The organism is Yoonia sp., from assembly GCF_036770585.1.
GTDB lineage: Bacteria > Pseudomonadota > Alphaproteobacteria > Rhodobacterales > Rhodobacteraceae > Yoonia.
This window is the reverse complement of the sequence record NZ_DAIPIW010000030.1, coordinates 16,571-30,845: the sequence shown is the minus strand read 5'-3', so window position 1 is coordinate 30,845 and position 14,275 is coordinate 16,571. Positions and strand designations below refer to the sequence as shown.

14 protein-coding genes are annotated in these 14,275 nt (G+C 63.4%); 5 read left to right on the top strand and 9 right to left on the bottom strand.

Annotation, left to right across the window (positions count from 1 at the left end; translation table 11 throughout):
• The first annotated feature begins 15 nt into the window (after positions 1-15).
• The gene (locus tag V7N12_RS07510; protein ID WP_333713785.1) at positions 16-1,023 is read left to right on the top strand and encodes an ABC transporter permease; all 1,008 of its coding nucleotides are present in this window, start codon (positions 16-18) and stop codon (positions 1,021-1,023) included.
• On the top strand, positions 1,016-1,975 hold the full coding sequence (locus V7N12_RS07505) for an ABC transporter permease (protein ID WP_333713780.1): 960 nt from the start codon (positions 1,016-1,018) through the stop codon (positions 1,973-1,975). The genes V7N12_RS07510 and V7N12_RS07505 overlap by 8 nt, the downstream gene beginning before the upstream one ends.
• A gap of 3 nt (positions 1,976-1,978) precedes the next feature.
• Here V7N12_RS07505 and V7N12_RS07500 read toward each other — a convergent pair whose 3' ends face one another.
• The 4 genes from V7N12_RS07500 to V7N12_RS07485 all read right to left on the bottom strand — a co-directional run bounded on the left by V7N12_RS07500 (position 1,979) and on the right by V7N12_RS07485 (position 6,845).
• Positions 1,979-3,034, bottom strand: coding sequence for a phospholipase D-like domain-containing protein (locus tag V7N12_RS07500; RefSeq protein ID WP_333713779.1), 1,056 nt, complete (start codon positions 3,032-3,034; stop codon positions 1,979-1,981).
• Positions 3,035-3,158: 124 nt separating this feature from the next.
• Positions 3,159-4,676, bottom strand: coding sequence for an NAD(P)(+) transhydrogenase (Re/Si-specific) subunit beta (locus V7N12_RS07495; RefSeq protein WP_333713778.1), 1,518 nt, complete (start codon positions 4,674-4,676; stop codon positions 3,159-3,161).
• Between the two features lie 13 nt (positions 4,677-4,689).
• A complete protein-coding gene (locus V7N12_RS07490) occupies positions 4,690-6,270 on the bottom strand; it encodes a Re/Si-specific NAD(P)(+) transhydrogenase subunit alpha (protein WP_333713777.1) in 1,581 nt (526 codons plus the stop codon).
• A 125-nt stretch (positions 6,271-6,395) separates the two neighbouring features.
• Positions 6,396-6,845, bottom strand: a complete 450-nt coding sequence (locus tag V7N12_RS07485; RefSeq protein ID WP_333713776.1) for a methyltransferase family protein — start codon at positions 6,843-6,845, stop codon at positions 6,396-6,398.
• A gap of 77 nt (positions 6,846-6,922) precedes the next feature.
• Here V7N12_RS07485 and V7N12_RS07480 point away from each other — a divergent pair, with 77 nt between their 5' ends.
• Positions 6,923-7,681 carry an SDR family NAD(P)-dependent oxidoreductase gene (locus V7N12_RS07480; RefSeq protein ID WP_333713775.1) on the top strand — a complete coding sequence of 253 codons (759 nt, stop codon included), beginning with the start codon at positions 6,923-6,925 and terminating at the stop codon, positions 7,679-7,681.
• On the top strand, positions 7,678-8,874 hold the full coding sequence (kynU, locus tag V7N12_RS07475; protein WP_333713773.1) for a kynureninase: 1,197 nt from the start codon (positions 7,678-7,680) through the stop codon (positions 8,872-8,874). Before V7N12_RS07480 ends, kynU begins: the two co-directional genes overlap by 4 nt.
• Here kynU and V7N12_RS07470 read toward each other — a convergent pair.
• Complete coding sequence (locus tag V7N12_RS07470; RefSeq protein ID WP_333713784.1) at positions 8,871-9,734, bottom strand: YihY/virulence factor BrkB family protein; 864 nt, start codon at positions 9,732-9,734, stop codon at positions 8,871-8,873. The two genes, kynU and V7N12_RS07470, sit on opposite strands and share 4 nt — an antisense overlap.
• A gap of 156 nt (positions 9,735-9,890) precedes the next feature.
• On the opposite strand from V7N12_RS07470, the gene V7N12_RS07465 reads away from it, so the two are divergent.
• Complete coding sequence (locus tag V7N12_RS07465) at positions 9,891-10,532, top strand: nucleoside/nucleotide kinase family protein (protein ID WP_333713772.1); 642 nt, start codon at positions 9,891-9,893, stop codon at positions 10,530-10,532.
• On the opposite strand, the gene V7N12_RS07460 is transcribed toward V7N12_RS07465, so the two are convergent.
• From V7N12_RS07460 to V7N12_RS07445, 4 genes are read right to left on the bottom strand one after another with little or no spacing between them, the layout of a single operon-like run.
• Positions 10,529-11,839, bottom strand: a complete 1,311-nt coding sequence (locus V7N12_RS07460; protein WP_333713771.1) for a TRAP transporter large permease — start codon at positions 11,837-11,839, stop codon at positions 10,529-10,531. The genes V7N12_RS07465 and V7N12_RS07460 overlap by 4 nt on opposite strands.
• Complete coding sequence (locus V7N12_RS07455) at positions 11,836-12,375, bottom strand: TRAP transporter small permease (protein WP_333713770.1); 540 nt, start codon at positions 12,373-12,375, stop codon at positions 11,836-11,838. Before V7N12_RS07455 ends, V7N12_RS07460 begins: the two co-directional genes overlap by 4 nt.
• A gap of 25 nt (positions 12,376-12,400) precedes the next feature.
• Positions 12,401-13,432: a TRAP transporter substrate-binding protein gene (locus tag V7N12_RS07450; protein WP_333713769.1), complete on the bottom strand. Its 1,032-nt coding sequence runs from the start codon at positions 13,430-13,432 to the stop codon at positions 12,401-12,403.
• Between the two features lie 41 nt (positions 13,433-13,473).
• Positions 13,474-14,160, bottom strand: a complete 687-nt coding sequence (locus V7N12_RS07445; RefSeq protein ID WP_333713768.1) for a fumarylacetoacetate hydrolase family protein — start codon at positions 14,158-14,160, stop codon at positions 13,474-13,476.
• Positions 14,161-14,275: the final 115 nt, after the last annotated feature.

Here is a 14,275-nt window from a genome sequence, read left to right as displayed (position 1 = left end):
CCAAGGCGCCACATCATGCTGACCTACACGATCCGCAGATTGCTGTTGTCGATTCCGACGCTTTTGTTCATCGCTTTTGTGATCTTCATGCTGCTGGAAATGGCCCCGGGCGATCCAATGGCGCAGATGCCCCTGACGATCCCGCCCGAGGTCAAGGAAAAGATGCGCCTTGCCCTTGGTCTGGGCGAGCCGTGGTATGTGCGCTTTCCGCTGTGGCTGAAACAGTTCTTCATCGTCGAGCCGCAATACTGGATCGACGGCCTCTTCGGCACCAACTTCGCCGATGGTGCGCAGCGCATCATCAGCTTCCAGTCGCGCAGCCCCGTGTTCGACACCATCGCCGAACGCCTGCCGCAGACGCTGTGGGTGGTGGGCATGTCCTATGTGGTGGGCGTGCTGATCGCCCTGCCCATCGGCATCATCAGCGCCTACAAGCAATATTCGGTCTTCGATCAGGCGGGCACCTTCGTCAGCATGATCGGCTTTTCCGTGCCGCCCTTCTTTTCCGGCGTTCTGCTGATCGTGATCTTCTCGGTCCAGCTTGGCTGGCTGCCCTCGATCTACGACACGACGCACCAGGTCGTGGACTGGCAGACCTTCAAGTTCCAGTTGCAGCAGATGATCATGCCGGTGATGGTGCTGGCGCTACAGACCACCGCGCAGGTCAGCCGGTATATGCGCGCCTCGATGCTGGACAATCTGGGGCAAGACTACGTGCGCACCGCCCGCGCCAAGGGGATGAGCGAAAGTGTCGTGGTCATGCGCCACGTGCTGCGCAATTCGATGATCCCTGTCGTGACTGTCATCGCACTTGGCATCCCCTCGATCTTCGGCGGGGCGATCATCACCGAACAGATCTTCAAGGTGAACGGCCTCGGGCAATTGCTGATCCTTGCGCTGCAAGGCTCGGATATCCCGATGGTCATGACGATCACCTTCCTTCTGGCGGTGCTGATCGTGCTGATGAACCTGATTGCCGATGTGCTTTACGGCATCCTTGACCCAAGGATCCGCTATGACTGATACATCGCTCCGCAGCCCCGCTCCCGTGAAGGTCGAAAAGCCCCGCAATCAGTGGCTGGATGTCTGGGACCAGTTCCGCAGCCACAAAGGGGCGATGGCGGGACTGATCTTTCTGGTCTTTATCACCGTGTTCTGTGCCTTCGGGCCGATGGTCTGGGATGTGGACCCGGGCAAGCTGGATATCCGCAACAAGGACGTGCGGCCGCTCTATGTCGCCCTCTGGAATGGGGACGCCAATGTCAGCTGGGCGCGGCCCATGGGCACCGACCATCTGGGCCGCGACATCATGGCCAACATCATGCAGGGCGGGCGGATCAGCCTTGCCGTGGGCTGGACGGCGATGATCCTTGCGGTTGTCATCGGCACCCTGGTCGGTGTGCTGGCCGGTTACTTCAAGCGGCTGGACTGGCCGCTGATGCGCTTTACCGATCTGGTGCTGGCCCTGCCGATCCTGCCGCTCCTTCTGGTGATGATGCTCTTGTTCCGCGACCCGCTGCGCGCGGCTTTCGGGCCTGAAACAGGTATCTTCATCCTCATCGTGACCGGCATCGGGATCACAAGCTGGATGCAGACCGCGCGGATCGTGCGCGGCGATGTGATCTCGCTGAAGGAACGCGAGTTCGTTCTGGCCGCGCGGTCCATCGGCACGCCGCCTCGGCGCATGATCACGCGGCATATCCTGCCGAACGTCCTGTCGCCGATCATGGTCTCGGCCACGCTGGGGCTGGCTGCGGCCATCATCACCGAAAGCGCACTGTCGTTCCTTGGCCTTGGGTTTCCGTCGGACTTCCCCACATGGGGCAAGATCCTCTTCGACAGCGTCGACCGCATGGTCGCCTTCCCCGAGCGTGTTCTTTGGCCCGGTCTGGCGATTTCGCTGACGGTGCTGGCGGTGAACTACATCGGCGACGGGCTGCGCGACGCGCTGGATCCGCGGATCAGGGGGCTATAGGGCCTAGCTGATCGGCTCGGCCTGCGTGGCGATGATACGGTCGATCTCGGCCCGGGCATAGGCGGCCAGCGCCTTCTGGTCGTCCTGTGCCTGCCCCGGTGCCATATCGAGATCGCCCAGCACCATGATGTTCTCGTCATTCAGAAGGTTGGCCGGACCGGTGTAGTTGAAACTGCCGATGATCGTCAGCGCATCATCCATCACCATCAGCTTGTGATGCACCTTGCGCACGCCGGTCTCCGACTTGTTCTGGTGCAAGGTGACGTTCCCCGCCAGCAAGGTATGCTTGGCCGCCCATGTCTGGTTCGCCTGCCGCCGGTCAAGAACGCCCGTCACCGCCAGCCCTTTCTCGCGCGCATTGACCAGCGCATCGTCGATGCCGGATGATTGCGCAAAGGTGAAAGCGGCAAAGTCGATCCGCGACTTGGCCTTGATCATCTGCTTGATGAATTCCATCTCGGGCGCATGATCCGGCGCAAAGAGAGGTTTGACCCGCACACCACTGACGGTATGCCCCTCCAGCGGTTTGCGCGGCGTCTCGAGGCTGCGCTTGCCAAAGATGCCCTGCCGCATCTGCCGATACTCGCGGGTATATTCGCGCGCCACCTCATCGTCGATGATCACGGCGATATGGTTGAGGTTCTTCGTCACCCCCGTCGTCGTGAAATTGGTCGACCCCGTCAGCGTCGCGCTGCGGTCGCGGACGATGAATTTCTGGTGGAAGATATTGGGGTTGTAGTCGGCCTTGGCGTCGATCCCGACCCGCAGGATGCGGGTCAAGAGGTCGCGGTTGATCTCTTGCGTGCCCAGCGTGTCGGGCGCGGGGATGCGTCCCTCGCGCAGATAATCCTGTTCGAGGATCACCTGAATCCGCACCCCCCGCCTGCGCGCGGCGATCAGCGCCTCGGCAATCGGGCGATGGTCCAGTTCCTGCACCGACACCAGCAATTCATCCTGTGCCGCCCCGATGAAATCAAGGATCGGGCCTTCCAGATCGTCCGGCGCGCCGATCGTATCGGGCCCCATGTAAAGCGTGATCTTCCCGACCGAGACAGGCATGTCTTGCCTCCATGCAATCCTGCGTTGATGGGTAGCACGGTGGCCGCAATCACGGATTCGGACAAGGAAAAGAAAAACCCCGCCGGATCACGGCGGGGTTTCGATTCTGCGGCGTGCCTGCGGATCAGTCGATCTTCGGCAAAAGCTCGTCCAGCGACTTCTTGGCGTCGCCATAGAACATCCGCGTGTTGTCCTTGTAGAACAGAGGGTTCTCGATCCCCGAATACCCCGTGCCCTGCCCGCGCTTGCTGACGAACACCTGTTTCGCCTTCCAGCACTCCAGCACCGGCATACCGGCGATGGGGCTGTTGGGATCGTCCTGAGCGGCAGGGTTCACGATATCGTTCGAGCCGATGACGATGGCGACATCCGTTTCGGGGAAATCCTCGTTGATCTCGTCCATTTCCAGCACGATATCGTAAGGCACCTTGGCCTCGGCCAGAAGCACGTTCATGTGGCCGGGCAGACGCCCCGCGACCGGGTGGATCGCGAAACGCACAGTCTTGCCCTTGGCGCGCAGCTTGCGCACCAGTTCGCTGACCGCCTGCTGCGCCTGCGCCACCGCCATCCCGTAGCCCGGGATGATGATGATGCTGTCGGCCTCGTTCAGGGCCGTGGCGACACCGTCCGAATCGATGGCGATCTGCTCGCCTTCGACCGCCATCTGCTCGCCCGCGGGGCCGCCGAAGCCGCCGAGGATCACGCTGATGAAACTGCGGTTCATCGCCTTGCACATGATGTAGGACAGGATCGCACCGCTGGACCCGACCAGCGCGCCGACCACGATCAGAAGGTCGTTGCCGAGGCTGAACCCGATCGCCGCCGCCGCCCAGCCGGAATAGCTGTTCAGCATCGACACGACCACAGGCATGTCCGCGCCCCCGATCCCCATGATCAGGTGATAGCCGATGAACAGGCCCGCCAGCGTCAGCAGCACCAGCGCCCACGATCCCGAGCCACCCAAGTAGGCGATCAGCAAGATGACCGACAGCGCTGCCGCACCCGCATTCAGCAGGTGACCGCCGGGCAGCTTCTTGGCCGAGGTATCGACCTTGAACGGCAGTTTCGACGAATTGCCCGCCAGCTTGGCATAGGCGATGACGGATCCGGTGAATGTCACCGCACCGATCCAGATACCAAGCACCAGTTCGACCCGCAGAATACCGATCTCGACCGATGATTTCTTGGCGATCAACTGGCCAAAACTGCTCAGCCCGTCGTAGATCTCTTTCGGCAGGCCAATCGCGGTGATGCCATCGTCGCCCACGGCGCCCATGACCAGCCCTGCATCGGCATAGACGCCGCCGACGTAGTTGATCATCAGATCCGCGTTGAAGCCCACAAAGACCGCCGCCAACCCGACAAGCGAGTGCATGATGGCCACAAGTTCCGGCATCTGGGTCATCTCGACCTTGGTGGCCAGTTGATAGCCGACAACCCCGCCGAGGATGATCAGAACGACCGAGACCAGACCAAGGCCCGCACCGGGGCCGACCAGCGTGGCGAAGACTGCCAGCGCCATGCCCGCGATGCCATACCAGACCGCGCGTTTCGCGCTCTCCTGCCCTGACAGGCCACCAAGCGAAAGGATGAAGAGGATACCTGCGACCACATAGGCCGCTGTTGTGAATGCATTTTCCATTTGCCCTGCCCCTTTAGGATTTCTGGAACATGGCGAGCATCCGCCGTGTCACAAGGAAACCGCCGAAGATATTGACGGAGGCCATGAAGATACCCAGCGCCGCAAGCAGCGTGATCAATATGCTGGTCGATCCGATCTGGATCAGCGCGCCCAGAATGATGATCGACGAGATCGCATTGGTCACGGCCATCAGCGGCGTGTGCAACGAATGGGCGACGTTCCAGATGACCTGAAAGCCGATGAAGACCGACAGCACGAAGACGATGAAATGCTGCATGAAGCTGGCGGGCATCCCCGGGATCAGCCCGACCCCCAAAAGCAGCGCCGCACCGATCCCCAAGAGCGCGACCTGATTGCGGGTCTGGGTCTTGAAGGCCGCGACCTCTTGCGCGCGCTTCTCTTCCGCTGTCAGCTCTTTGGGCTTTTCCTTCTTGGGGGCCGCCGCGATCGCGGCCACTTTCGGTGGCGGCGGCGGGAAGGTGACTTCGCCCTTGTGGGTGACGGTCGCACCGCGGATGACGTCGTCGTCCATGTTGTGGTGCGGTTGGCCGTCCTTTTCAGGCGTCAGATCTGTCATCATGTGACGGATGTTCGTGGAATAGAGCGTGGACGACTGTGCGGCCATCCGGCTGGGGAAGTCGGTGTAGCCGATGATCGTCACGCCGTTCTCGGTGACGATCTTTTCGTCCTTCACGGTCAGTTTGCAGTTGCCGCCACGTTCCGCCGCGAGGTCCACGATGACCGAGCCGGGCTTCATCGCCGCGACCATGTCCTTGGTCCAAAGCTCGGGCGCGTCGCGGCCCGGGATCAGCGCGGTGGTGATCACGATGTCCATCTCGGGCGCGATTTCGCGGAACTTGGCCAATTGCGCCGCCGCGAACTCGGGCGACGAAACCGAGGCATAGCCGCCCGTCGCCGATCCGTCCTGCTGCTCTTCCTCGAAGTCGAGGAAAACAAACTCGGCCCCCATCGATTCCACCTGCTCGGCCACTTCGGGGCGCACGTCGAAGGCATAGGTGATCGCCCCCAGCGAGGTCGATGTCCCGATGGCGGCAAGCCCGGCCACACCAGCACCGACGACCAGCACCTTGGCGGGCGGCACCTTGCCGGCAGCCGTCACCTGACCGGTGAAGAAGCGGCCAAAGTTGTTACCCGCCTCGATCACGGCGCGGTAGCCTGCGATATTGGCCATCGACGACAGCGCGTCCATCTTCTGCGCGCGGCTGATGCGCGGCACCATGTCCATGGCGATGACGGTCGCGCCCTTGGCATTGGCCGCCTCCATCAGGTCCTTGTTCTGGGCGGGATAGAAGAAGGAAATCAGCACCTGCCCGTCGCGCAGGCGCTTGACCTCTGCATCCTCGGGCGGGCGCACCTTGGCGATGATGTCGGCGGCCTTGTAAAGCGCGGCTGCGGTCTTGACGACCTCGACCCCCGCGTCCTGATAGGCCTGATCCGAGAACCCGGCGGCCGCACCCGCCCCGGTTTCGATCACACAGTCATAGCCAAGCTTCTGCAGGTCCCTGGCCGAAGCAGGCGTCATCCCGACCCGGTTCTCGCCTGCGATGATTTCTTTTGGCGTGCCGATTTTCACTGAGCATCCCCCGTCTCAATTTTCTGGTCTGCCCCCAACTATAGCCCGTAAGAATATTTCACAAGGGAGTGGATGCCCCGCCATTTGGTGTCATGCGCTAACAGTGACCGTCTGACGCCGCCAAGTCACAGCCAGCGGCGTGTCGTCGTGCAATAACGCGCGAAATCGGCGCGGAATTTGCGGCGCAGGCGGTCCTCTTCGGGCAGGATGAAGCGCTGGGTGATCGTGACCATGAAGAGCGGCACCAACAGCAGCGCGACAGGCGCCTCCCACCGCAGGGCGAGGCCCGCAAGGATCAGGGTGTCGCCCAGATAGATCGGATTGCGGCTGCGCTTGAAGATGCCGGATGTGACCAGATGGTCGGCCTCCATATGCGGCACGATGGTGGTGCGGCGGCTGCGCATTTCATAGGCGGCCAGCAGGATCAGCACCAGCCCGCCCCCCACCAGCAGACCACCCAGCAGGTCTGTCACCGGATGCCCGAAGGCGAGTGTCATCGGCTGCGCCTCGGCGATGCCGTTGGTCAGCAGCAAGGCAAAGGCCAGCCAGACGGGGGGAATGTCGATCCATTTCATGCCAGGCACATTGCCGGGGCGCTTTGGGGTTGTCCATGCCCGCCTTGCGGCTAACCTGCACCCAAAAGGAGGACGGCATGGACCATGCAGGCAAACACGCCCTTGTCACCGGCGGCGGGACGGGGATCGGCAAGGATATCGCGCTGGCCCTGGCGGATGCCGGGGCCGAGGTGACGATCACCGGACGGCGGGCCGCGGTGCTTGAGGCGGTGGCAAACGGCAATACGCGCATCCATCCGCAGGTGATGGATGTGGCGGATGAAACATCCCTCCGCAACGGGATCGCGCAGGCTGCCAAGGCGCGCGGGCCGATCCGGATCTGTGTCGCCAATGCAGGCATTGCCGAAGGCGGGCCCTTTGCAGCGATCACTTTGCACGACTGGCGCCACACCATGCGCACAAATCTCGACGGTGTGTTCCTGACGTTTCAGGCCGCACTCGCCACGCTGGCCGACGACACCCCCGCGCGCATGATCGTGGTCAGTTCCATCGCAGGTGTGCGCGGCCTCAAGAACGCGATCCCCTACACGGTCAGCAAACACGGTGTCATCGGCCTGATCCGCGGCCTGTCCGAGGAATACATGCGCCGCCCCATCACCTTCAACGCGCTCTGCCCGGGCTATGTGGACACCGATATCGTGCAAAACCAGCTTCCCGGCCTCATGCGGCGTTTCGACGTTGACGAAGCGAGTGCGACCGAGATCATCGCCAAGGGCAACCGCCACAAACGGCTGCTGGAGGTGGACGAGGTCACGGCAGCGGCGCTATGGCTTTGCTCGGACGGGGCGCGCAGCGTGAACGGACAGACAATCGAGATTTCAGGCGGACAGGTATGACTATGGATTTCGCGGCGACCAAGGCGCTCTTTCACGTGCCGCAGGGGATGATCTATCTGGACGGCAACTCGCTGGGGCCATTGCCCAAGGCCACCGCCGCGCGGGTCGCGCGCACCGTCACCGATGAATGGGGCGAGATGGTCATCACCGGATGGAACCGCGCGTCTTGGATGGCGCAGCCCAGCGATTTCGGCGACCGGATCGGGCGGCTGATCGGGGCGGAAAAGGGCCATGTGGTCGTCGGCGACACCCTGTCGATCAAGGTCTATCAGGCCCTCGCCTCGGCCATCGATCTGGTGCCGGACCGCAAGGTGATCTTGACCGATAGCGGCAACTTCCCGTCCGATATCTATATGGCCGAGGGGCTGATCCGCTCGCTTGGGCGCGGGCTGGAACTGCGCGTCGTCGCCCCCGAGGAAGTGGCGGATCACATCAACGACGATCTGGCCGTGCTGATGCTGACCGAGGTGGATTACCGCACGGGGCGCAAGCACGACATGAAGGCGCTGACCGCGCAGGCCCATGCGGCGGGCGCCATCGCCATGTGGGACCTTGCCCATAGCGCAGGTGCGCTGCCGGTCGATCTGGCGGGGTGCGGGGCGGATTTCGCGGTGGGCTGCACCTACAAATACCTCAACGCCGGTCCCGGCGCGCCGGCCTTCATCTTCGTCGCCCCGCGCCATGCCGACCGGGTGAAACCGGCGCTCTCGGGCTGGCTGGGGCACGCGGCGCCCTTTGCCTTCGATCTTGACTATCGCCCCGGTGCCGGGATCGAGCGGATGCGTGTCGGCACGCCACCTGTCCTGCAACTTGCCGCACTCGATGCGGCACTCGATATCTGGGATCAGGTGGACATGGACGCGCTCCGCGCACAATCCATCTTGCTGACCGAACAGTTCATCGCCGGGATCGAGGCCACTTGCCCCGACCTAAGCCTCGCCAGCCCGCGTGATCCGGCCATGCGCGGCAGTCAGGTCTCTTTCGCTTTTGACAACGGCTATGCCGCCATGCAGGCCTGCATCGCGCGCGGCCTGATCGGTGATTTCCGCGCGCCGGACATCATGCGGTTCGGGTTCACGCCGCTGTTCATCGATGAAAGCGACGTGGCACAGGCGGTCGCGATCATAGGGCAGGTGATGGACCAAAGGCTGTGGGATGATCCCGCCTTCCAGACCCGCGCGCGCGTGACCTAGGCGCGCTGGTCGGATGCCCCTGCCGGGGTCGCCCCCGGTGCGGGCAGCCAGCTTTCGTGGACCTCAAGGTTCAACGCGGCCCCCAGCAGGACCAGATAGGCGCTGATGTAAAGCCACAGCAACATGCCGATGACCGCCCCGATCGAGCCGTAAACCTCGTTATAGCTGGCAAAGTTGGTCAGATAGAACGACAGCCCCGCCGAGGCGATCACCCAAAGCACGACCACCACCACCGCACCCACCGTGATCCAGCGCCCGCGGCTGCCGTTGCGGGCGGGACCAAAGCGGTAAAGGATGCTCAGCGCCATCAGGATCACGCCCAGCGCCACCAGCCATCGCGCGCCCTCGATCAGCCATGCGGTCGCGTTGCCGATGGGGACGAAGGCCAGCACGATGGGGACAATGACGACGGCGACCACGGCGATGATCGCCATGCCCACCAGAAATGCGGTCAGCACGAAGGCGACAAGAACCTGAACGATCCCGTTGCGCATCCGGTGCCCCGCAATGGCGTTCAGCCCGCCGATCAGCGCGCCCACGCCCGCCCGCGCAGACCACAAGGCAAGGATGATCGACACGGCCGTCGCCCACCCCAGTTGCTGCGAGGGTGCATTGACCAGTCGCTCGATCTGCACGGCCAGAAGATTGTAGGCATCGGGGGGAACGATCTCTTCCATCAGTTGCAACTGTTCGGCGATCACGTTGGGATCCGCCACCAGACCGAAAATCGCGATGGTGGCGGCGATGGCCGGAAAGATCCCGAACATCCCGAAAAAGGCGACCCCGGCGGCAATCAGACCCAGATGCTTTTCGCAAGCCGTCTTCCAGACGGCGGTCAGTATCCTGAATAGTCGCAGCACAGTCTTCAAGGTGCGGAAAACCCCTTCGTTTTGCCTATAGCTTAGGCAAGTGCAGGGCGGTTTGCCATTGCCTGCACGGAAAAACTGTCGCCAGAGGGTCCACTTCCGGCTAATCTTGCCGCACAAAAGGGCAAAGCCCCAAAAAGAGGCAGTTTCGTGAACACCCTGACGAACCACGTCAACACCTTGGCCGAGCGCGTGCTGGCACAGGATGCCGACAGGTATCTGATCGGCATCGCCGGTGCGCCCGCCAGCGGAAAATCCACCCTCGCCGCCGAACTGGCGCGGCGGCTGAACGCGCAGGGGCGCAAGTCCGCCGTCGTGGCGATGGACGGCTTCCATCTCGACAATGCGGTCCTTGAGGCGCGCGGGTTGCGCCCCCGCAAAGGCGCGCCCGAAACCTTCGATGCGCATGGCTTCCTGCGCATGGTCGCCGCCCTCAAGACCGGGGACGAGGTCTTCGCCCCGCTCTTCGACCGCTCGCGCGATATCGCGATTGCGGGGGCCGTGGCGGTGCCGCCTTCGGTCCGGGTCGTGATCGTCGAGGGCAATTACCTGATGTTCGATGAAGACCCCTGGCGCCAGCTTGCAAAGCTTTGGGATCTTTCGGTGCGCTTGGACGTGGCCCTGCCGGAACTGCGCGCGCGCCTGATCCAGCGCTGGCTGTCGCTCAACTATTCCTCGGCTGTCGCCACCCGCCGCGCCGAAGGCAACGATATTCCGAACGCCAAGCGCGTGATGGAGGCCAGCCTGCCCTGTGATCTGACGCTGAACGGCCAGCCTGCCCCGCGCAGCTAGATCAGCACCAGCGTGATCACCGGAAACAGAAACAGGATGATCACGCGCAGCACGTCGGAGCCGACAAAGAACAGCACCGATCTGTAGGTGGCCGTGATCGGTGTCGCGCGGTCCATGCCAGCGATGATGAACAGGTTCATCCCCACAGGCGGCGTGATCAGCCCGACCTCGACCACGATCAGCACCATGATGCCGAACCAGATCGCCAGTTCCTCGGTCGTCATGCCGAAGTCGAGGCCTGAAATCACCGGCCAGAAGATCGGCACCGTCAGCAGGATCATCGACAGGCTGTCCATCAGGCAGCCGAGGATCAGGTAGACGACAAGGATCAGTGCCATGACCATCCAGGGCGAGAAGCCTTGCGCCGTGACCCAGCCCGACAGGTCCTGCGGCACCTGCGTCAGGGCCAGAAAGCCGTTGTAGAAGGCCGCCCCCAGCACGATGAAAAAGATCATGCCGGTGCCGGTCGCGGTCTCGGAAATGCTGTCTTGCAGCACGCGCCGGTTCAATCTGCCCGACAACAGCGCGATCAGCCCGGTGCCCAGCGCGCCCACGGCGGCCCCTTCGGTCGGCGTGAACCAGCCGTTGTAGATGCCGCCGACCACCAGCCCGAAGACCAGCAGCACAGGCCAGACCGCACCCAGCGCCCTGAAGCGGTCCGCATAGGGCATCCGCTCTTTCGTGCCCGCCTGATCGGGGTAAAGCCGCACATAGAGGGCAATCGTCAGCATATAGCCAAGGGCCGCCAGAAGACCGGGAATGATCGCGGCGGCGAAAAGCTTGGCGATGTTCTGTTCGGTCAGGATCGCGTAGATCACAAGGATGACCGAGGGCGGGATCAGGATGCCAAGGGTGCCGCCCGCCGCCAGTGTCGCCGTCGAGAACCCGCCGGAATAGCCATGTTTGCGCAACTCCGGCAGGGCCACGCGGCCCATCGTGGCGGCGGTCGCCAAGGACGACCCGCAGATCGCCCCGAACCCCGCGCAGGCCCCCACCGCCGCCATCGCCATTCCGCCCTTGCGATGGCCCAGCCATGCCTCGGCCGCCTTGAACAACGCCCGCGACATTCCCGAATGGGTCGCGAACTGCCCCATCAGCAAGAACATCGGGATGATCGACAGGCTGTAGTTGCCGAAGGTCGAATAGACCTCGGATTTCAGCCTTGCCATGAAGACCGTGGTGCCATCCGTCGCCAGCCACAGCCCCCCGATCCCGCAGAGCAGCATCGCAAGGCCGATGGGCGCCCGCAGGAAGATCAGCGCCAGCAGGACCGGAAAGGACAGGTATCCAAGGGCCAGATCGCTCATGTCGTGCGCTGTCCGGTCAGGCGCATGGCCGCGCAATAGAGACTGACGAGACTGGCAGCGACAGCCGCCACAAGGCTGGCCGCATAGGCCCACCAGACCGGAAACTGGATCAGGAACGTCGTCTCGCCATAGCGCAGCTTGTCCTGCATCCCCGCCGAAAGTCGCCACGTGATCAGCAGGATGGTCGCGGCCATGAGAAGGCTCCAGAGAGTGTCCAGCGCGCGGGTCACGCGCGGCCCCATCGCGCTGGTGAAGACATCCACACGCGCATGGGCGCCCGAAAGCTGGGTCAGCGGCAGGAAGGCGAAGATGGTGAAGGCCATGCCCGCCTCGACCAGCTCGAAATCCCCGAAGATCGGCCCGACACCAAGCCCGATCAGCCAGTCGCCAACCCCGCCAAGCCGGCCGCCATAGGCTGCAGCTGCCAGTTCGCGGCCCGTGACGCTGGCACAGACCATCAGCACCAAAAGGCAAAGCACAAGCCCGCCCAACAGGGCCATCCCCCGCGCCAGCCTTTCGATCAGTTTGTGCAGCACGTCCCCACCCCCGCCTTGATCGGGGTCAGTTAGCCCCGTTGTTGGCGGCGATCAATGCGACAGCATCGCGATAAAGGCCGGTGCCGTCGATCCCCGCGGCGTCGGCTTCGGCGATCCATGCGTCGATCGTGGGCGCTGCGGCTGCGGCCCAGGCGGCGGTCTGTTCGGCATCGAGCGTGATGATCGTGTTGCCGCGCGCTTCGGCCAAGGCCCGCGCCGGTCCATCCGCCGCCTGCTGGGTGCGCCCTGCAAAGGCCGAGAATTCCAGACCCGAGTTCGCGTCGATCACCGCCTTCAGATCATCCGGCAGGGCGGCATAGCTGTCGGTGTTCATCGCAAAGATGAAGGCCAGCGTATAAAGCGCATTGCCGGTGAATTCGGTATGGTTGCTGACCAGTTCCTCGACCTTCAGGGATGGCATGACCTCCCACGGGATCACGGCGCTTTCGATCACCCCGCGCGACAGGGATTCAGGCACCGCAGGCACCGGCATCCCGACGGAAGTCGCCCCGAGGTTTGTGAAAAGCGTCGTCGTCGTCCGCGACGGCGCGCGCAGTTTCAACCCGCGCAGGTCCGAGACCTCGACAATGGGGCGGTTGGCATGGATCACCCCGGGGCCATGCACCCAAAGGCCCAAGGGTTTGAAATCGGCGAAATCGCTGTCCATCATACGCGCTTCGGCCAATTGCCAATAGGCGCGGCTGGTCGCCTCGGCATCGGGCGAGATGAAGGGCAGCTCGAAAACCTCAAGCTGCGGGAAGCGGCCGGGGGTATAGCCCGCCACGGTCCAGACGATGTCCGCGACACCGTCGATGACCTGATCGATCAGCTGCGGCGGCGTGCCGCCGAGCTGCATCGAGGGGTAACGCTCGATCCTGATGCGGCCATTGCTGTCGGCCTCGACCCTGTCGGCCCAGACGTCCAGAATTTGCGCAGGCACGGTGGATTGCGCGGGCAGGAACTGATGCAGGCGCAAGGTCACCTCTTGCGCGGTGGCGGCAGTGGCGCAGATCGCGCCGGCGGCAAGGCCAAGCAGGATGCGGCGGGTCATGGTCATGGCGGATACTCCGTCCGAGGTGTTGCGTTGCGCAAACATAATCAGACGATGCGGGTCTCGACAGGGGCAAAATCGCCGATTGTGCCGCGTAATGCGTCACCCGGCATGACGGGCCCGACGCCGGCGGGCGTGCCGGTCATGATCAGGTCGCCCGGATGCAGGGTATAGAGGGTCGACAGATCGGCGATCAGCTCGGGGATGGACCAGACCATATCCCCCAAGGTCGCTTGCTGGCGGGTCTCGCCGTTGACGTCGAGCCTGATGACCAGATCGTCAATGGAATGATCCCCCGCCTTCGGCGTCAAGGGCCCAAGGATCGCGGCATTGTCGAAATCCTTGCCCGTGTCCCACGGGCGGCGCTTGTCCTTGGCAGCGGCCTGTAAGTCGCGGCGCGTCATATCCAGCCCGCAGCCATAGCCGAAGACATGCGCCATGGCCTGTTGCTGCGGGATGTCCTTGCCGCCCTGATCGAGTGCCACCACCAGTTCCATCTCGTGATGCAGGTCACTGGTGCGTGGCGGATAGGGCATGTCCTGCCCCGACTGCAGCACCGATGGGGCGGATTTGGTGAAATAGAACGGCGCCTCGCGGTCGACCTCATGCCCCATTTCCCTGGCGTGATCGGCATAGTTGCGGCCGACGCAGAAAATGCGGCCCACAGGAAAGCCCGCCGCACCGATGACGGGCAGGACAGGTGTCGGGCGGGGCGGAAAGAGAAGATCGGTCATGGTGGCACTTTTGTGATGACGTCGAATGACGGGTAAGCATAGCATATGTCGCCCTGAAGCGATAAGCTTGCGCAAAATGCAGCACAAGCCCCGCGCGCCAGTATCGGCAGAGCAG

Coding starts and splice junctions, on each gene's coding strand:
- V7N12_RS07460 (WP_333713771.1), bottom strand. CDS start 11,839: ATGAGCGATCTGGCCCTTGGATACCTGTCCTTTCCGGTCCTGCTGGCG.
- V7N12_RS07500 (WP_333713779.1), bottom strand. CDS start 3,034: ATGCCTGTCTCGGTCGGGAAGATCACGCTTTACATGGGGCCCGATACG.
- V7N12_RS07485 (WP_333713776.1), bottom strand. CDS start 6,845: ATGAAATGGATCGACATTCCCCCCGTCTGGCTGGCCTTTGCCTTGCTG.
- V7N12_RS07450 (WP_333713769.1), bottom strand. CDS start 13,432: ATGACCATGACCCGCCGCATCCTGCTTGGCCTTGCCGCCGGCGCGATC.
- V7N12_RS07495 (WP_333713778.1), bottom strand. CDS start 4,676: ATGGAAAATGCATTCACAACAGCGGCCTATGTGGTCGCAGGTATCCTC.
- V7N12_RS07505 (WP_333713780.1), top strand. CDS start 1,016: ATGACTGATACATCGCTCCGCAGCCCCGCTCCCGTGAAGGTCGAAAAG.
- V7N12_RS07480 (WP_333713775.1), top strand. CDS start 6,923: ATGGACCATGCAGGCAAACACGCCCTTGTCACCGGCGGCGGGACGGGG.
- V7N12_RS07510 (WP_333713785.1), top strand. CDS start 16: ATGCTGACCTACACGATCCGCAGATTGCTGTTGTCGATTCCGACGCTT.
- kynU (WP_333713773.1), top strand. CDS start 7,678: ATGACTATGGATTTCGCGGCGACCAAGGCGCTCTTTCACGTGCCGCAG.
- V7N12_RS07445 (WP_333713768.1), bottom strand. CDS start 14,160: ATGACCGATCTTCTCTTTCCGCCCCGCCCGACACCTGTCCTGCCCGTC.